The organism is Eggerthella sp. BIOML-A1, assembly GCF_009875595.1.
GTDB classification, from domain to species: Bacteria; Actinomycetota; Coriobacteriia; order Coriobacteriales; family Eggerthellaceae; genus Eggerthella; species Eggerthella lenta.
This window is the reverse complement of record NZ_WWRZ01000010.1, coordinates 63,328-80,227: the sequence shown is the minus strand read 5'-3', so window position 1 is coordinate 80,227 and position 16,900 is coordinate 63,328. Positions and strand designations below refer to the sequence as shown.

The 16,900-nt window shown below is 61.0% G+C and carries 17 protein-coding genes and 1 tRNA gene; 9 read left to right on the top strand and 9 right to left on the bottom strand.

Features of this window, described 5'->3' with window-relative positions; genetic code table 11:
• Positions 1 to 84: 84 nt before the first annotated feature.
• A complete protein-coding gene (locus GT590_RS13045) occupies positions 85 to 1,431 on the bottom strand; it encodes an FAD-dependent oxidoreductase (RefSeq protein WP_231566066.1) in 1,347 nt (448 codons plus the stop codon).
• Positions 1,432 to 1,943: 512 nt separating this feature from the next.
• Between GT590_RS13045 and GT590_RS13040 the strand changes: the two genes are divergently transcribed.
• From GT590_RS13040 to GT590_RS13015, 6 genes are all read left to right on the top strand, one after another.
• Positions 1,944 to 2,858, top strand: a complete 915-nt coding sequence (locus tag GT590_RS13040; protein WP_009607744.1) for a LysR family transcriptional regulator — start codon at positions 1,944 to 1,946, stop codon at positions 2,856 to 2,858.
• Positions 2,859 to 2,866: 8 nt separating this feature from the next.
• Positions 2,867 to 3,370, top strand: coding sequence for a nucleoside deaminase (locus GT590_RS13035; RefSeq protein ID WP_009305665.1), 504 nt, complete (start codon positions 2,867 to 2,869; stop codon positions 3,368 to 3,370).
• Complete coding sequence (ispE, locus tag GT590_RS13030; RefSeq protein ID WP_009305667.1) at positions 3,367 to 4,368, top strand: 4-(cytidine 5'-diphospho)-2-C-methyl-D-erythritol kinase; 1,002 nt, start codon at positions 3,367 to 3,369, stop codon at positions 4,366 to 4,368. The genes GT590_RS13035 and ispE overlap by 4 nt, the downstream gene beginning before the upstream one ends.
• 125 nt (positions 4,369 to 4,493) lie before the next feature.
• Entirely contained in the window at positions 4,494 to 5,048 is a 555-nt protein-coding gene (locus tag GT590_RS13025; protein WP_009305668.1) for a LemA family protein, read from the top strand.
• A gap of 165 nt (positions 5,049 to 5,213) precedes the next feature.
• Positions 5,214 to 7,196, top strand: coding sequence for a hybrid sensor histidine kinase/response regulator (locus GT590_RS13020; RefSeq protein ID WP_161171152.1), 1,983 nt, complete (start codon positions 5,214 to 5,216; stop codon positions 7,194 to 7,196).
• 108 nt (positions 7,197 to 7,304) lie between these two features.
• Positions 7,305 to 7,670, top strand: coding sequence for a hypothetical protein (locus tag GT590_RS13015; protein WP_021410348.1), 366 nt, complete (start codon positions 7,305 to 7,307; stop codon positions 7,668 to 7,670).
• Between the two features lie 31 nt (positions 7,671 to 7,701).
• On the opposite strand, the gene GT590_RS13010 is transcribed toward GT590_RS13015, so the two are convergent.
• Positions 7,702 to 7,792 (bottom strand) — tRNA-Ser (locus tag GT590_RS13010).
• Positions 7,793 to 7,856: 64 nt separating this feature from the next.
• On the opposite strand from GT590_RS13010, the gene GT590_RS13005 reads away from it, so the two are divergent.
• The 3 genes from GT590_RS13005 (at position 7,857) to GT590_RS12995 (ending at position 11,460) form a co-directional block, all read left to right on the top strand.
• On the top strand, positions 7,857 to 9,860 hold the full coding sequence (locus tag GT590_RS13005) for a DUF2207 domain-containing protein (protein WP_114516660.1): 2,004 nt from the start codon (positions 7,857 to 7,859) through the stop codon (positions 9,858 to 9,860).
• Between the two features lie 586 nt (positions 9,861 to 10,446).
• Positions 10,447 to 10,905 carry a DMT family transporter gene (locus GT590_RS13000; protein ID WP_009305675.1) on the top strand — a complete coding sequence of 153 codons (459 nt, stop codon included), beginning with the start codon at positions 10,447 to 10,449 and terminating at the stop codon, positions 10,903 to 10,905.
• A 39-nt stretch (positions 10,906 to 10,944) separates the two neighbouring features.
• Positions 10,945 to 11,460, top strand: a complete 516-nt coding sequence (locus GT590_RS12995; RefSeq protein WP_009305677.1) for a shikimate kinase — start codon at positions 10,945 to 10,947, stop codon at positions 11,458 to 11,460.
• 181 nt (positions 11,461 to 11,641) lie between these two features.
• Here the strand turns inward: GT590_RS12995 and GT590_RS12990 are convergent, their stop codons facing one another.
• Genes GT590_RS12990 through GT590_RS12960 form a run of 7 tightly spaced genes read right to left on the bottom strand, consistent with a single transcriptional unit; the run spans position 11,642 to position 16,634 of the window.
• Entirely contained in the window at positions 11,642 to 12,715 is a 1,074-nt protein-coding gene (locus GT590_RS12990; RefSeq protein ID WP_009305678.1) for a type IV pilus twitching motility protein PilT, read from the bottom strand.
• Between the two features lie 10 nt (positions 12,716 to 12,725).
• Positions 12,726 to 13,190 carry a S4A5 electrogenic sodium bicarbonate cotransporter 4 gene (locus GT590_RS12985; protein ID WP_161171151.1) on the bottom strand — a complete coding sequence of 155 codons (465 nt, stop codon included), beginning with the start codon at positions 13,188 to 13,190 and terminating at the stop codon, positions 12,726 to 12,728.
• Positions 13,187 to 13,651, bottom strand: a complete 465-nt coding sequence (locus GT590_RS12980) for a hypothetical protein (protein WP_009305680.1) — start codon at positions 13,649 to 13,651, stop codon at positions 13,187 to 13,189. Before GT590_RS12980 ends, GT590_RS12985 begins: the two co-directional genes overlap by 4 nt.
• Entirely contained in the window at positions 13,651 to 14,163 is a 513-nt protein-coding gene (locus GT590_RS12975) for a DUF4860 domain-containing protein (protein ID WP_009305681.1), read from the bottom strand. Before GT590_RS12975 ends, GT590_RS12980 begins: the two co-directional genes overlap by 1 nt.
• Positions 14,164 to 14,171: 8 nt before the next feature.
• Entirely contained in the window at positions 14,172 to 14,447 is a 276-nt protein-coding gene (locus GT590_RS12970) for a hypothetical protein (protein ID WP_009607743.1), read from the bottom strand.
• A 55-nt stretch (positions 14,448 to 14,502) separates the two neighbouring features.
• Complete coding sequence (locus GT590_RS12965; RefSeq protein ID WP_114513543.1) at positions 14,503 to 15,555, bottom strand: type II secretion system F family protein; 1,053 nt, start codon at positions 15,553 to 15,555, stop codon at positions 14,503 to 14,505.
• A gap of 47 nt (positions 15,556 to 15,602) precedes the next feature.
• Entirely contained in the window at positions 15,603 to 16,634 is a 1,032-nt protein-coding gene (locus GT590_RS12960) for a transglutaminase domain-containing protein (protein ID WP_009305684.1), read from the bottom strand.
• Between the last annotated feature and the right edge of the window lie 266 nt (positions 16,635 to 16,900).

The window sequence follows — 16,900 nt, the reverse complement described above, 5'->3', positions numbered from 1 at the left end:
GCGACAAGAAATTGACCGCGCATCGCACGAAGCCGCATCGCTCGTCCGTGTCGGCTGCTCGTAAGCGTCCTTTGCGCTTTCGGCTCATTCCACGATGGTTGCGCTCTCGGGGCTTTCAGTTGCGGCGGCGGCTCCGGCTATCTTGCCGAAGACGAGTGCCTGAATGAGGCCGTTGCCGCTCATGTAGGCTGCACCTCCGCGTGAGGAGAATCCTTCGGTGCAGCCGCCAGCTGCATATAATCCCTTGATCAGGCTCTTGTCTGCGCGCAGCACGTGACCTGCTAGATCGGTTGCCATGCCGCCCTGCGTATGGCGAATCTCGCCTGTAACCTTCACTGCGTAATACGGGCCATCGAAGCTTTCCGGCAGATGGGATCGGTTGAATTTATCCTCGCCCTTTTCGATGGCGGCCTGATACTCTGTGATCGTCTTTTCCAGCGTCGCGGCGTCCGTCCCGATGGCGGCGGCCAGCTCGGCACTGGATGCACCTTTCATTACGATGCCCTCCGCTTCCCACTCAGCGTATTTCGCGCTCTTCGCTACCTGCGCGTCGGTGAAGCATAGGTAGGCGATGTTGTCGGATTGCGCTATGACATGAGGGGACAGTTCGGAATAGCCGGTGTATTCGTTGGCGAAGCGGTTGCCTTCTTGGTTCACCATGATGCCGCCGTTGTTCGCAATGCCTTGTTCAAGCGTTTTGCCGTTGTCTACTCCGTGAAACGCATGGCCTTGGTAAGCGCCCATGTTCTGGAGGTTCGCGCCCAGCTCTTGCGCCCAGAGGATGCCTTCGCCGGTAGCTCCTGGCGCCACCATTTTGAAAGCATCAACGGCCTCGGGGCAGTATTGCGCCAGCATGTCGGGGTTGTTGGCGAACCCGCTCGATGCAAGGACGGTGTTCTTTGCCAGGATGGCCAGCTCGTCCTTGCCCATTTTGCCGTAAGCGCCTACGACGTCGTCGCTATCGTCCGCGAGCACCAGTCCCTGCATTTCGCATGACAGCATCTGCGTGATTGCGTCGTTGGCGCTCATGCTTGCGACGAGCGCATCGGTCAGTCCCTTGCCGGCATCGGCGGTGGTATGCATGCGGTGCGCAGTCTGACCGTAATACAGCGCTTGGTCGATGGTCCACACCGCGCCGTGCTTCTCGGTCCACTCGACGATGTCTTTTGATTGTTCGGTCACGGTGCGCACTAGGTCGGGTCGAACGCTGTAGTTGTTCGGACGCATGATGTCCATAACGCATGCGTCCACGCTGTCGTTTTCGCCCATGTCCATTTGCTGCTGAGTGCCTACGGCGGGAATCTTGCCGCTTGAAAGCATGGTGGCTCCGCCCAGAACGCTTGTCTTCTCGCACAATGTCACTTGCGCGCCTTGCTCGGCAGCGCTGAGCGCGGCGCACAGGCCCGCTCCGCCTCCGCCGATGACCAGCACGTCGGTTTCGGTTTGCGTCATGCCGGCGATGTCGCTCTTGCGCTTAGCGAATTGATAGCTGCTACCTTGCGACGAGGTTTTTGCTGCGCCCCCGGTCTCGTTCTCGTTGGGCGAGCAAGCGGCGAGCGCGCCTCCCGAGGCAAGCACGACCGATCCCAACCCCAAGCCCTTCAAAAGGTCCCTGCGTGTCAGATTTCCCATGACAATCCCCTTCCTGTAACGGTGCGGGCATCCCGGCCCGCTCTTGGAGCACTATACGTTTGACCGTGCGGGTGCGAAAAGAAACTCTTATATGCCATGAAGCGTCAACTAGAAGTCGACGTATATCGGTAATACCAGGTCAAAAGGGTGTACGTCATGCGCATCGACTTATCTTGCGATGAGGAGCGCAACTTTGTAGGCTTCAAGCGCAGTCGTTTTGTCTATACTGAGAAAAGGGGGATCCGACCGCGTCGTCACTTGTCGGGAGCGGTCGAGGGGACGCGCGAAGGCCATAGGCGAGGGGAACAACCATGGCAAAGTTTCGTATGGATGTCGATCAGAAAAGGTATTTTTGCACGCTGTGCTCGGAGGGCAGCATCACTCGAGCCGCGCAGTCGCTTTACCTTTCGCGGCAAGGTTTGTCGAAGAGCATGAAGAGCCTCGAAAGCCAACTAGGCGCGCAGCTTTTCGTCCGTGGCAAGAAGGGCGTCGAGCTGACGGCGGCGGGCAGGATCCTTCTCCGTTATCTGCACGAAGAGGGTCGGCTGTGGGATGCGTGCGTTGCCGATATCCGTTCGGTTAGCCAAACGGATTCCGAGCTGGTGCGCGTGGGTTTGCTCAGCATGTACGTGGGGTACAGCCAGAAGCGAGGGTTGCTGGCGAGCTTCCAAGATGATCCGCGCGTAAAGATCGAAGTGGTCGACGGCGACCATGATGCATTCTGGAAAGCTATAGCGGAAGGGGAGCTGGAGCTTGCGTTTTCCATAAAGCCTCCTGATGATTTGGGATTGCCCTCAATAAAGCTATGCGACGACGGTTTGTCGGTCTTGCTGTCGGCCAGCGACCCGTTGTCGCGCAAGAGGTTCATCGACTTCGAGACTGATTTGAGGGGGAAGACGGTCATCCAGACGAGCCCTTGCAAAGGCAGGCTGTACGAGGCGACGTTTCGAAAATACGGCATCAACATGACGTTGCTTATGCATGACAAGAACCTTATGTTGGCTCAGGTTTCAATCAGCAAAGGCTGCTTTATTATTCAAACCGAGTACGCAAAAATGCTGGTCACCGATCAGGTTTGCATGAGACCGCTGATCAATGCGCCCATCGAGATGGACTCTATGCTGGTGTTCGCCCCTGCGCTACGCCCTATGGCGCGTGCGGTGGCGCGTCATCTGCTAGCGCCGTACGGCAAGGAAAGCGAACTCGATGCGTATTTTGGCATATAATAAGCGACATGACCGATGAAGACTACATGCGCATGGCAATCGAGGAAGCGCGCCGCGCCGAAGAACTGGACGAAGTCCCCATCGGGGCCGTTGTCGTATACGAGCCCATCGATCCTGGAACGCGCCGCCCCTTGGCCGAGCCGCAGGTGATCGCGCGCGCGTGCAACCTGCGCGAGACTACGCAGGATCCGGCGGGGCATGCCGAGTTCATCGCGCTCAAGCAGGCGGCCGAGCGTTTGGGCGTGTGGCGGTTAACCGGCTGCACGGTGTACGTGACGCTGGAGCCGTGTGTGATGTGCGCGGGCCTTATGCATCAAGCGCGCGTCGACCGCTGCGTGTACGGCGCGGCCGACCCGAAGGCGGGCGCTCTCGGCACGCTGTACGCGGTCAACGCAGACGAGCGCCTCAACCACACCTTCGAAGCTGTCTCTGGCGTTCTGGGCGATGAATGCGCCGAGCTGCTGCGCAGCTTCTTCGCGCGCAAGCGCAAGAAACGAATGGAATCGAAATGACGCAACCGAGCAAGAACGGCGAAAACGCCGTAGACATGCTGGCCGTGGCTCGCATCGCGCAGGGCGTGGACATCGCGGGCTTCGCCGGCCCCGATGCCGTCAAGCTGGTGGCACCGGCGAAAGTGAATCTGTTCCTCGACATCGGCGCGAAGCGCGCGGACGGCTATCACGAGGCCGTCAGCATCATGCATGCGCTCATGCTGCACGACGTTTTACGCATGAAGCTGGCGCCGGGACGCGGAGAAGGTCTATCCGTCGATCTCTCGTGCGTTGCGCGCGAAGGGCTCGCGATGCTCGATGTGCCCGTGGAGAGCAACATCGTGGCGAAGGCCGTGCGCTTGCTGGCTGAAAAATTGGGACGCACGGCTGACGAGACGGTGGTCGCCTGCCTCGAGAAGCACATCCCCGCCGAGGCCGGTTTGGGCGGCGGCTCCTCCGACGCCGCCGCGGCGCTGCTGGGCGCTGCGCACTTGTGGGGCGTGCCTGCCGACGATCCGCGTATCGAGGAAGCAGCACGAAGCCTGGGTGCCGACGTGGCGTTCTTCCTGCATGGCGGCTGCGCTTGCTTCACGGGCGTGGGCGATGCGTTCGACCATGCCCTTGCGCCCATGAACGGCAACGTCGTGCTCGTGAAGCCCGAGGGCGGCGTGTCCACGGCTGCCGCGTACCGCGCGTTCGACGAGCATCCCACGGCCATTTCCGAGGCCGATCGCGAAGCAGCCCTCGAAGCCCAGCGCGCCGCCGACGTGCCGCTGCGCAACAACCTCGTGCCCGTTTCCGAGCACCTGCTTCCGGCGCTCGTGGACATCCGCTTGTGGGCTAGCGAGCGCGCCGACGTGCAGCGCGTGCTCATGTCGGGCAGCGGGTCGGCCGTGTTCATGCAGTGCGCCACGTTCGCCGATGCAGGTCGCGTGGCCGCCGAGGCGCGCATGCGCGGCTGGTGGGCGCGTGCTACCATGTTTGGCTCGGCGCGTGCGGCCGTGGTGCCGAACCGCTGAAATTTCGGCAGCCCGATGCATTCGCGAAATCTAAGTGTTACGATTCGGTTTACCAATCGGTAGCGGATTTCCTGAATGGCATGCACGATGGTAGAATGCTAGCCACGTAACAGCAAAGGAGAGCTATGAGCATCCCATTGATCATCATCCTCGTCATCGTCGTCGTGCTGGTTGTGGCCGTGATCGGGCTATACAACAACCTCGTCAAGCTCCGCAACATGGTGGATAACGCCTGGGCGCAGATCGACGTGCAGTTGCAGCGCCGTCTCGACCTCATCCCGAACCTCGTCGAGACCGTCAAAGGCTATGCCGCCCACGAAAGCGGCACGCTCGAGGAGGTTACCAAGGCTCGCACCGCCGTCATGAACGCGCCTACGCCCGAAGGCAAGATGCAGGCCGACGGCTTCCTCACCGGTGCGCTGAAGAACCTGTTTGCCGTCGCGGAGGCCTACCCCGACCTCAAGGCGAACACGAACTTCCAGCAGCTTCAAGCAGAGCTGTCCAACACTGAAGACAAGATCAGCTACATGCGCCAAAGCTTCAACGACACCGTCATGAAGTACAACACTGCGATCCAGACGTTCCCTGCAGTGCTCATCGCGGGCATGATGGGCTTCAAGCAGCGCGATAGCTTCGACGCGACGGCGGGCGCGGAAGTCGCTCCCAAGGTGCAGTTCTAGCCAAGTTCAACGAGCGTCGCGTCTCTGCGCGGCGCTCGTCGAAAACTATTTTGCGTAGGGTTCGCTGCGCTATCTTGGCGCCTCGTGCTGGCGGCCGTGCGCGCTAGCTTCGCTGAGAGGCGTCTTGCCGCCGTGGATCCTGCGCCCGTCTATCGGAGCGGCTTCATGAAGAAGGTTTCATCGCGGAAGCACGATCGATTCGGTCGCGTGCTCGATTCCGACCCGGTCTATCTTATCGCGGCGCTTGCGCTCATGGCGCTGCTCGTGTCGTTCTACGCGGTTCTGTTGGTGAATATGAACGCCATCGATACGAAAACCGAGGATCTCAAGGAACATCCCTACGCGGTTACCGTTGCGGCAGGTCGAGCCGAAACGCTGCTCATGCAAGTGCGAACGCTGGACAACCGCTTAGCGTTCGCGCGCACGCCGGAGACCGTCGCAAGCGTTAAAACGGAGTTCGCCTCCATCGACGAAAACCTGCGCACAGCGTTCAGGGTGGTTGAACAGCGCCATCACGGCAATCCCGAGAAAGTAAAGGACCTGGTAAGCAACTACGAGGAGTTCAGCGAGTTGCAGGATCGGCTTATCGCCCTCAGCCTGAGCGATGCAGACGACGAGGCGGTTGCCGCTTTTCTGGCGAGTGAAATCGACCCGCGCATCGATCGGATGCTGGAAGACAACCAGGCCATCATATCCGCCGCCGCCCGTTCTTTCGACCAGTTGTACAAGGCGGTCGGCAAAACCCGCCAGGATACCATGTTCACGGCGTCGGTGCTTATGACGGCCGTGATGGTGGCGCTGGTGCTGTTCCTCGTGGTGATCAAGCGCAAGAACCGGCAAGAGCGCGAGCTGCAGGAAAGCCTGCGGTGCGCAATGGAGAAGGCGCAGGATGCCAGCGAAGCGAAGTCGCGCTTCCTGTCGAACGTGTCGCACGACATCCGGACGCCTCTCACGGCCATCATGGGACTCGTCGACATAGCCGTCGAGCATATCGATGAGCGCGATCGCGTGAAGGAATGCTTCGACAAAGTACAGCTGTCGTCGCATCACCTGCTCAATCTCGTGAACGACGTGCTGGATATGAGCAAAATCGAAAGCGGTCAAATCAACCTGTGCTGCAAGCCGTTCGACCTGCATGTCGTCGTGGAAACGCTCGGGTCCATCGTGCGTCCGCAAGCCGATTCGAAGCATCTGACGTTCTCGGTGTTGCGCGTCGACGTCGAAGAGGGGCTTGTGCTGGGTGACGAGATGCACGTGAACCAGGTGCTCATCAACCTGCTTGGCAACGCCGTCAAGTACACCGAGCCGAGCGGGACGGTAAGCCTTGCCGTCGAGGAGCTGAGGGGCGACGAGCGCGTGGAATATGCCGCCCAGCACGGTCTTTCGCTTGAGCCGACCAGCCATGACGGCTTCGATATGCGTATTCGCCTGATCCGCTTCATCGTGGAAGATGACGGCATAGGCATGTCGAAAGAGTTCATGTCGCGTTTGTTCGACCCGTTCGAGCGCGAGGAGGTGCCTACGCGCTTATCGGTGGAGGGGACTGGTCTGGGCTTGTCCATCGTTAAGAACCTCGCCGATCTCATGGGCGGTACCGTACAGGTGCAAAGCGAGCGAGGGCGCGGATCGCGTTTCACGTTGGTGCTGCCGTTCGAAGCTTGCGAAGGGGATGCGTGCAAACTGCAGTTGGAGGAGTCCATCGAGGCCGAGCGCTCGGATGCTGCGGTTTCGGCGGTGTCATGCTCCTGGCAGCATGTGCACGTGCTACTTGCGGAAGACAACGAGATCATCGGCGAGATAGCGGAGGAGATCATCGCTTCGACGGGCGCCACGGTCGAGCGCGCCTGGAACGGCCTGGATGTGCTCGATCTGCTTGAAGGCGCGCCCGAAGGGCGCTTCGACCTCGTGTTCATGGATATCCAGATGCCCGGCATGGACGGCCTCGAGGCGGCGCGACTCGTTGTCGAACGCTACCGGGAAGCAGGTCGCGCACGGCCGCCCATCATCGCCACCACGGCGAACGCCTACGAGGAGGATCGCCGCCGCGCGCTCGACGCCGGGATGGACGGATTCGCCGTGAAGCCCATCGGGAAAAGCGAGGTGTGCCACCTGTTTGCGACGTTCGTCGACGCTAAGATCGACGAATAGATGGCTCTTCTCGATGATATGAGAGCAACGCGCGCCGGTCTGGTATGATGCGGACAACGCTAGCTGCCGGATGCCCGTGCATCCCGACCTGGGAAAGGAGCACTTTCCGTGTTCGCTCGACTGTCGCGCATCGTCCCGATGCTTATCGTGTTGGCCGTGGTGGCGGCAATCGTATACATCGTGGCCGCATGGCGCTATTCCCCGAACCGAGCGAAAGAGCTGCTCATCAGAATATTCACGGCTATCACGGGTGCCGTGTCGGCGTTCTTCCTGCTGGTGTGCGCCTACGCGTGGCTCGAGCGCAACGGAGCCGTGTTCGATCTGTCGTTCAGCTTTTTGTTGACGGCGCTTATCGGGCTTGCGGTGACGCGGATATGCCGCGCGGTGTTTTTGCGCCACAACCCCGCGTACCGCATCAAGGCCGCGAAGACGACGACTCCGGGTTCCCGTGTCAGGCGTTGGCGGAAGAAATAGGAAAACCCTCTTACGAGGGTTTGAAATGCGGTGGCGGAGAGCTGGGGATTCGAACCCCAGACACCCTTTTGGGGTGTACTCGCTTAGCAGGCGAGCACCTTCGGCCTCTCGGTCAGCTCTCCGCGGTATAATAGGTGCGGTTTGCTATGATACCGTGACCACCTCCAAGTTGCAAGGAGCATGATCATGCAAAACATGAGCGGTTCGCAACTCCGCGAATCCTTCGCTTTTTCCCGACGAAACGCCGTGCTGTTTTGCGCGGCGCTCCTGGCGCTCGCATGCGCGCTTGTGGCACTGGCTCCCGGGCAGGCTCACGCGAAGTCGTACACTATGCCGAAGGTGGATATCCAGGCCCAGGTGGAAACCGACGGCGCGTTGCAAGTGACCGAGCAGCGCACGTTCGATTTCGACGGCGATTTCTCCGCGGTGTGGTGGACCTTCGACGGGCTTCCGCAGAACGCTTCCCTCAAGATCAACGGCGTGCGTATGGCGAACGTCGATGCCGATGGCACGGTGGTGGGCGACTGGACGACGTTGCCGAGCGAGGCGTTCGTGCTCGGCTGGCGCGAATCGGGCGGGCCTGGGAAAGATTCCTACTCGTTCGACGCGCCGAAGAACAGCGTGTACGTGTTCTTCAACGCCTCCGACGACCGTCGCATCATCGAGCTCGATTATACGGTGGTCAACGGGGCGCAGGCGTATTCCGACATAGGCGAGGTGTACTGGAAATACGTGGGCTCCCAATGGAAAGAGGCTTCCGACAACGTCACCATGACGTTGGCGCTGCCCGTACCGCAGGGTACCGAGGTCGTGCCGGGAGAGAACGTGCGCGCATGGGGTCATGGACCGCTCGACGGCAAGGTGACCGTGAACGCCGACGGAACCGTGACGTATGCCGTGCCGCATGTTGCGGCAGGTCAATTCGCCGAAGCGCGCGTGGCGTTTCCGGTGAAGTGGTTAACGAACCTGTCGCCCGAAAGCGCGGCGCTGCATCAAGGGGAAAACCGTTTGGACACGGTGCTGAAAGAAGAAAAGGACTGGAGCGACCAGGCGAACCGCACTCGCGTTCTTTCGTTGGCGTTCGTCATCGGCTGCGGTGTTGTCTGCGTGCTGCTGCTCGCCTGGGCGCTGCGCGCCTACTTCAAGTACGGACGCGAATACCAGCCCCGGTTTACCGACGAGTATTGGCGCGACGTGCCTGACCCCTCCATCCATCCGGCGGCTATCGGACGCCTGTGGCGCTGGGATCGCGAGAGCCAAGACGATTTCACGGCTACGCTCATGCATCTTGCGCATGTCGGCGCCATCCGCATCGACGCGGGCAGTTACGAGGAGCCAGGCGCGTTCGGGCGCATGAAGACCGTGGACGACTATTACATCACAAGGCTGCCTGCTGCCGACAACGTGACCGATCCCATCGATCGTCAGGCGTTGGATTTGCTTTTCGGCACGTTGGCCGGGGGCACCGACTCGCTGTGGTTCGGCACTATCAAGAAGTACGGCGAAGATCATCCGCAGGAGTTCGTCGACGCGATGCAGGGCTGGCAGGGCGCGCTTTCGGCGGCGACGAACCGCGAGGATTTCTTCGAGGCGAAAGGCAAGCGATACCAGGGCTACCTCATCGCGCTTGCCGTGGTGGTCGCTTTGTCCGGTGTCGCCATTTGGATACTCATGTCGAACTTCATCCCTCTGATATTCATGATTCCCACCGCCATCGCGTTGGGCGTGATCGGGAACTACATGCCGCGTCGCAGTGTGAAGGGCAACGAGCTGACGGCCAAGAGCAAGGCGCTGCGCAACTGGCTGACCGACTTCTCGTCTCTTGACGAGCGTCCGCCCACCGACGTGAAGGTATGGGGCGAGTTCATGGTGTACGCCTACCTGTTCGGCGTGGCCGACCAGGCCATCAAGCAGCTGCAAACCACCATGCCGCAGCTGTTCGAGTACGACGGATCTATGGGCATGACGTACATGCCTTGGTGGTTCTGGTACACGGGAGGCCATACGGCTGCCGGCTCAGCGATGCCTTCGGTTAGCGACATGCTGCAAACGTCGATGACGAACACGATGTCAACGGCTCAGGCGGCGCTTTCGGGCGCTAGCGGGAACTTCTCCAGCGGCGGTGGATTCGGCGGCGGCTTCTCAGGCGGCGGCGGAGGCGGCTTCGGCGGCGGAGGCGGCGCCCGGTAAACCAGGCAGGAACGAACGCGGCCCCGGCAAGGGGTCGCGTTTTTTGTGCGCGTATCCGCGAACGAGGTTCCACGTTGCCATCCGATGGGCGACTGGAGCGCGCCTTGCGTCCGGAGCGAAGGCGCGAAGCGCCGGAGCATGAACAAGCACGGGCTGGCCGTGTGCACCACCACTGTCATTTTTCGACTCCGGCCTGCGGCCTCCGCTCAGGACGACAGGGTCTGCTAGTCAGTATGAACATGACCTAAAACATCATGGACAAAAAGCATGACTTTTCGGTAGTTTTCCAAGGGAAAACCAGCAGAGTGGAAAAGGAGCCTGGAAGAAACCCCAGGTAAACGGAACGCCTCTTATCGCGCGCCAAAGCAAAACTACGGAAAAGTGCCTGTTTTTGTCCATGACTCTTTAAGTAATATATAGAAGCGCACGAAACCAGGGCGTACGGAAGAGAAACTCGGCCGGCTTTTCGGACGCAGGAAGCATCGGCTTTTGAGCGCCCTTCGCCGCGGCGTTCCTGCGAAACATCCCGGCTTTCGAGCTTCTTCCTGCCGGAATACTCTCCGATTGACGATACGCCAAGCCGCTGGTGTCGGCGCTGCTGTTCGCGGTGCACATCGTGTACGTGTCGAAGTTCTCGGGGACGAACGACGTGCTGGTGCTCACGGTGATGCAGTTCTTCATCGGCGGCGCGTGCGGCGTGGCGTGCGGCGCCTGCTTCGAGACGCTCTCTCCCGCGTGGGCCCTCACGCCCGAGTTCTTCTGGAACATGGCCTACCTGGTCATCTTCGCGTCGTGCGTGGCGCTGGTCATCCAGAACGTGGCGCTGGCGCATGTGCCGCCCGCGCAGGCGTCGCTGTTCCTCCGTCTGGAATCGGTGTTCGGCGTGCTGTTCAGCGTGCTTCTGTACGGCGAGCAGGTGGGGCTCAAGCTGATCGTGGGATTCGTGCTGATCTTCGGCGCCATCCTGGTCAGCGAGATGTTCCCCCTGAAACGCAAGGACGTTGCAACCAATCAACTGGAAGCGGTGCCGGTCGAGCTGCCATGATACAATTGCTCCCAATGTGTGCAGTAAGGGAGGAACCTCATGGCAGAAAAAGACAACATCGTGCTCATCGGCATGCCCGGCGCCGGCAAATCTACCCTCGGCATCGTGCTGGCGAAGATCTTGAACTACGACTTCATCGACGCCGACCTCGTCATCCAGAACAGCTGCGACAAGACGCTGCAGAAGCTCATCGACGCGTGCGGTCCCGAGGGCTTCATCCAGGTGGAGAACGAGATTCTGCGCGAGCTGAACGCGTCGAAGTCCATCATCGCCACGGGCGGCTCGGCCGTGTACTCCGACGAGGCCATGAAGCATCTCGCCGAGATCGGGACCATCGTGTATCTGAAGATCACGTACGACCAGCTGGTCAGCCGTCTGAGCGACCTGCAGGAGCGCGGCGTGGTGCTGAAGGGAGGCATCGGCATGAGCCTGCGCGAGCTGTACGACGAGCGTCTGCCGCTGTACGAGCAGTACGCCGAAGTCACCGTCGACGTGAACGACCTGTCCATCACCGCCGCCGCCCGCAAAGTGGCCGACGCCCTGAAGCAAGCGTAATCGAAAATGAAACAAAGGGAGTGAGACAAAGGAACGGAGATGCTGTCTCGTGTCGATCTCGTGTGAGACACCAACCCCGTCCCCAGTGTCTCACCCGGCGTCTCGTCCAAGCAAGAAAACGCCCCGCAGCTCGTTACAAGCTGCGGGGCGTTGTCGTTGCTGGCCGAAGCGCGATGCGGCTCTACAGGCCTTCTGTTTCGAAGCGCTTCTCAAGCGCCTCTTGATGGATGCTGTACTGCAGCGCCATCTCTTTTGCTACGCGTCCGCTCTTCACGAGATCGAACAAGCTCTGATCCATCGTGCGCATGCCCTCGGCACCGCCCGAGGCGATGGCGCTGTCCAGCTGATGCGTCTTCTCCTCGCGAATAAGGTTGCGGATTGCCGTGTTCGTGATCATGATCTCGAAGGCCGGCGCCGTGCCGCCGTCGACGGTGGGCACAAGCTGCTGCGACACGATTGCCTGCAGCACCATGGACAGCTGAATGCGGATCTGTCGCTGCTGCGAGGCGGGGAAGGCGTCGATGATGCGATCCACCGTGCCTGCGGCGCCCGTAGTGTGCAGCGTAGAGAACAGCAGCTGCGCCATCTCGGCCGCAGTCACCGCAGTGCCGATGGTGTCCTGATCGCGCATCTCGCCCAGCAGGATGACGTCAGGGCTCTCGCGCATGGCCGAGCGCAGAGCCTCGCTGTACGTTGCCACGTCGGTGGGCACTTCGCGCTGCGTGACGATGCAGGTGCCGTGCTTGTGCACGTACTCGATGGGGTCTTCCATCGTGATGATGTGGCCGGAACGTTCATGGTTCAAGCGGTCGATGATGCATGCCAGCGTCGTGGACTTGCCGGCGCCCGCCGGGCCGGTGACCAGCACGAGCCCCTTCTGGAACTTGGCCAGGCGCAGCACCTCGTCGGGGATGTGGAATTCCGCCGGATCGGGCAGGCCGAAGGGGATGACGCGGATGACCGCTCCGTACGAACCGCGCTGACGGAAGACGTTCGCGCGGAAGCGCCCGATGCCGGGCAGGGCGAACGAGAAGTCGTCGTCGTGATTGCCGTTCTGCATGAAGGTGTCCATGTTGCGGCCAGATGCCTCGTAGATGGCTCCGACGAAGGCCTCGGTGTCGGCCGGCTTGAACGGTGCCGAATCCAGTCGAACCTGGCGGCCGCTCACGCTGTACGCCAAAGGAAGTCCTGCGATAATGAAGACGTCGGATGCCTTCGCGTCCACCATCTCTTGCAAGAGCTGCTCCAGTTTCATCGTGCTTCTCCTATCGTGTTTGCGCGGCGCCCGACCAGAGCGTGGCACCCGGGCCGTCGTTCGTCCACTGCGTTGTCGCTTTCCATTGGCTGATCTCGTATGTTGCGTTCGCGGTGATGGTTAATTCCACGTCAAGCGTGCGCCCGCTGGAGGAGGCGAACGTCATGAGCACTCTCGACCCGTCGCGCTGCGCGTCGGCCGGCAGCGCCTCGTCCACGGCGGCAAGCGCTTCGTCCAGACCGCCTCCGGAGGCTCGCACGCTTTCCAGAGCCGCGTCGATGACGGCCACCGCGCTTTGAGCGGCTTGCTCGTTCTGGTAAGTATCGTTGGTGAACAGGGCCTGTTTCTCGGCGGCGGAATACGTCGCTTGCGCGGTGGTAGCCGAAAGCACGGCCATCACGGCCAGGCACAAGATGATGACCAACGTGAACAGGCTGATGGGGCCGATACGAACGCTGCCGTTGGTGCTGTTCATCGCTGCACCCCCTCGTTCGACACGTAGCGAGCCGTGTCTATCTGGTAGGTTGCTTCTCCGCCGCAAGATACGTAGATGTGGGCGGTGTAAAGCGTGCCACCCGGTTGGCTCTGGGCTTCCACGATGCGCGTCAAGTCGTACACGCTCTTGTCGAGGACGTCGATCGGCCCCTCGGGTTGTACCAGCTGGCCGTCGACGAGGACGTACTCTCCTCCCGTGTTGCCGCTGGTCGGATCGGCCGCGAACGCTTCGGCGTCGTTCGATGCGAGGATGATGGCGTTCGACAGGCGGTCGGCTTCGATGCTTCGTTCGTGCGCTCCGGCGATCACCTGCATGATCACGGCAAGCGACGCAATGAGAAACACCAGGAGCACAAGCGCCTCCACGATGAAAGCCGCGCCGTGCCAGGGTCGACGGTCGTGATCGTTGCCGCGGCGCAGGCGGGAAAGGTCGATGCCCATCAGGCACCTCCTCTTACGCTGCGCAGGGCAACCGAGGTGGAGCCTTGGTCGGTGTGCACGGTCAGCAGGCCGTCGGTGTAGGTGAAGTCGAAGGTGGAAGACCTCACGATCTCCCGAGCCTTCTCGGGCGTGAACGCCGTTCCGGCGCGCGTGTACTCTTCCACGATTGCCCCCTGGTAGGCGTACAAACGCGTCTCGTAGTCGCCGTTGCCCAGGTGTTCGGTCAGCACGAGCGCCAGCCCTTCGGGACCGTCGGCCACGCCTACGGCGTCGGTCCCGTCGGTGGCTCGGATGGAGTTCGCGATCAACGACAGCCCCAGTCGGGTATTGTCAGAGGAAGAGCGCACATCGTTCGCTGCGCGGTAGGCGCTCGTGCCCACCAGAAGCGCCAGCAGCAGGAACAGCGCGATGACGGCGAACAGCAGCGTGATGAACGCCCGTCCGCGCGCCTTTCCATCGCGGGCTTCGGAGCTGCGGTTGGACCCTGTCGCCTGGATCAGCGTTTGCACCATATCGCCCCTCATTTCGCCAACACCACGACGTTCGGCATGACGTTGTCGGCGAACACCTCGTACGTGATCGCGTAGTCGGAGCGATTCACGACCAACCCGTAGTTCTCCTCGAGATAGGCGAGCGACGAGGGGTATGCGCCCTCGATGGCGCAGCACTGCTTCGCGCTGTTCAAGATGGCGTTGCGCACCGACAGCTCGCCTTGCTCGCGCAGCGATGCTCCGATGGCGTTCGAGGAAAGCCAGACGAGCATGACGACCAGCACGATGGCGAGCAATCCGGCCATGCGCTTACGGGTGCGCCTCCTGATTTCCTGTTTGGTCAGCTCGTGGTACATGGGACTAGCCGATCGATCCCATGATGCCGATGAGCGGGAGCATGACCGCGATGAGCGTAGCCCCCACGCCCACGGTGAGGAACGCGGCCAGCGTGGGCTCGACGCTGTCGATAAGACCGTCGAGGCGCACGATAGAGTCGTCGAAGAACGTGTCAGACAGGCTTGCCAGCACGGTTTCCAAGCTGCCAGAGCGCGTGCCCACGACCAGCATGCGGGCGTAGATGGGCTCGAAGACGTTGTTGTCGAAGATGGCTTGCGCGAGGCTCTTGGCCTGGGCGGGATCCGTCATCTGCATCCGCACCGCTTCCAGCTGGGATTTCAAGTTCCCATGGTCCACCATGGCCACGGCCTTCTCCATAGCGGTATCGGTGTCCACGCCGGCAGCTACGAACGTGGCGAGCGCCGCGGTGAACCGACTAACGGCCATCTGGCGCATAGGTCCGCGCGTGAGGGGCGCCTTTTCGAACAGGCGCAGCAAGCGCTGGCGCCCTGCCGCCGAGCGGCCGGCCAGCACGCCCAGCACTACGAGCACGGTGCACAGCAGCGTAACGCCCAGAGCGATCCAGCCTATGATGATGGAAGCGTTCACGTATCCGAAGGAGCCGGCCGTCAAGTTGCCGGTGAGGCCATGGTACACATCCACGAACACGGGTAGAATCACGATGACGGTGAACAGCAGGATTGCCGACATGACGCACAGCAGCGCAGCCGGGTAGGCGATCGCGTTCTTTATCTTGGCGTACAGGCGATCTTCCTCGTCGTAGTATCTCGCCAAGCTCCACAGCACGTTCTCTAAGCGGCCCGCGTGCTCGCCTGCGCCCACCATGTCGACGACGTGGGAGGGGAGGCATCCTGAATCGTCCATAGCGAGCGCCAGGGGCTTGCCGACGATGAGTTCTTTGTATACGTCGTCGCACGCGCGTTTGAACGCGGCGTCTTCCATGTTCTCGCCCAGCAGAAAGACGGCTTCGTCCATCTGGATGCCGGCGGAGTGCATGACGGCGGCGCTTTCGCAGAAGGCGGAAACAGCGCTGCTCTCAAGCATCTTCGTGGCCATGTCCTACGCGCTCCTTTTGTCTCGTGCTGCTACGTGTATCGTCATAATCAGTACGTGTAGAGGTCGGTGTACGCGATTCCGTCTCCCACGTAGCTCGACCCGCTTCCGGCCGCGAACGTCGTATCGATACGCGTCCACGTGTTCTGCTTGATATCGATATGGGCATCGACCCATGTGCCGTCAATATACACCATGTTCCAAGCGTGGTATATATTATCGGGCGATACGTACCCGGTGATTATCTTGCAGGGGATCCCTTGGCTGCGCAGCATGGCGGCCGCCAACGATGCGTAGTCGAAGCAGATGCCCGCGCCGTCGGCGATGCACGAATCGGGGTTGGGAAGGTAGCCCGTCGCATCGGCAAGCCGAGCGGCTTTGTCCTCGTCGTATGCGATATTTTCAACGATCCAGTCGTAGATCCCGCGCACCACGTCGCCCTCGTTCTGGGCGTCGGCGGACAGGTCGTTCGCCAGCTGCGTGCTTTTGCTGGATGCGTCGTAGTCGCAGTAGACGCTCGGTCGGATGAACGGTTGGAATTCGTCAGCCAGCGTCACAGGCTGGTCGGCGAGCGAGTACAGCTCCGAATACCGTTGTCCGGTAGTGTTTTCCCAGACGGTGAACGTGTACGCGCCGCTGCCTTGAACGAGAGGGCACGAGATGGGCGTGCCGTCGCTGGGCAGATCGAAATAATACTGCGTTTCCGAACCTTCAAACGAAATTTGAAATTTGAGCCGGGTTGATGCAGTTGCCGAGACGGCCACGTAACCTTTCGCCAGGTTCGAAGCGTCGATGCTCACGCCGTTTTCGCCGCCGGCCGCCGCTTGGTCGAACGGGGAGAGCGCAAGCTCCGGCCGCTCGTAGGCCGGGCCGCTCGTCTGGCTCTGGCTGCCTGAGGGGTTCACGGTTTTGCCGACCGCGCCGTTTTCGCTGCATCCTCCCAGCGCGACGAGCGTCGTCGCCAGAACAGCTGCGCACGCGCTGCGGACAATCGCACGCAGCGCGCGGGCGCGCCGATGTTGCGGCGTGCAAGCTCCGTCGCGTTGTTTCCGTCCAGCGGCTGTGATGCCGAGCAGGTGCATGCGCCCTCTCTACGATTCATTGTCTCGGAGGGCATTATACCCCTCCTTGCGCACATACCGGATACTGTTGATTTTGGCACGAAAAAGCGATTCCCGCTACGTTAGATGCAGATGCTTGTTTCTTAAATGGCCAGATAAAATGCGGATTTGGTTAACGCGTTGCCCAATTGGTGTTTTAATGCGGTCGCTTCAAGAGCATTTAGGGGCGCAACGTGGTAGAATATAGATTGGGTTATAGGCTATACCCTTGTTCTGTATTACAGAAC

What these genes read in the sequence shown, in the direction of transcription:
- GT590_RS12995 (WP_009305677.1), top strand. Translation starts at nt 10,945, where the DNA reads ATGGCAGAAAAAGACAACATCGTGCTCATCGGCATGCCCGGCGCCGGC.
- GT590_RS13035 (WP_009305665.1), top strand. Translation starts at nt 2,867, where the DNA reads ATGACCGATGAAGACTACATGCGCATGGCAATCGAGGAAGCGCGCCGC.
- GT590_RS12970 (WP_009607743.1), bottom strand. Translation starts at nt 14,447, where the DNA reads ATGGCCGGATTGCTCGCCATCGTGCTGGTCGTCATGCTCGTCTGGCTT.
- GT590_RS12975 (WP_009305681.1), bottom strand. Translation starts at nt 14,163, where the DNA reads ATGGTGCAAACGCTGATCCAGGCGACAGGGTCCAACCGCAGCTCCGAA.
- ispE (WP_009305667.1), top strand. Translation starts at nt 3,367, where the DNA reads ATGACGCAACCGAGCAAGAACGGCGAAAACGCCGTAGACATGCTGGCC.
- GT590_RS12980 (WP_009305680.1), bottom strand. Translation starts at nt 13,651, where the DNA reads ATGGGCATCGACCTTTCCCGCCTGCGCCGCGGCAACGATCACGACCGT.
- GT590_RS13020 (WP_161171152.1), top strand. Translation starts at nt 5,214, where the DNA reads ATGAAGAAGGTTTCATCGCGGAAGCACGATCGATTCGGTCGCGTGCTC.
- GT590_RS12990 (WP_009305678.1), bottom strand. Translation starts at nt 12,715, where the DNA reads ATGAAACTGGAGCAGCTCTTGCAAGAGATGGTGGACGCGAAGGCATCC.
- GT590_RS12960 (WP_009305684.1), bottom strand. Translation starts at nt 16,634, where the DNA reads ATGCACCTGCTCGGCATCACAGCCGCTGGACGGAAACAACGCGACGGA.
- GT590_RS12985 (WP_161171151.1), bottom strand. Translation starts at nt 13,190, where the DNA reads ATGAACAGCACCAACGGCAGCGTTCGTATCGGCCCCATCAGCCTGTTC.
- GT590_RS13005 (WP_114516660.1), top strand. Translation starts at nt 7,857, where the DNA reads ATGCAAAACATGAGCGGTTCGCAACTCCGCGAATCCTTCGCTTTTTCC.
- GT590_RS12965 (WP_114513543.1), bottom strand. Translation starts at nt 15,555, where the DNA reads ATGGCCACGAAGATGCTTGAGAGCAGCGCTGTTTCCGCCTTCTGCGAA.
- GT590_RS13025 (WP_009305668.1), top strand. Translation starts at nt 4,494, where the DNA reads ATGAGCATCCCATTGATCATCATCCTCGTCATCGTCGTCGTGCTGGTT.
- GT590_RS13040 (WP_009607744.1), top strand. Translation starts at nt 1,944, where the DNA reads ATGGCAAAGTTTCGTATGGATGTCGATCAGAAAAGGTATTTTTGCACG.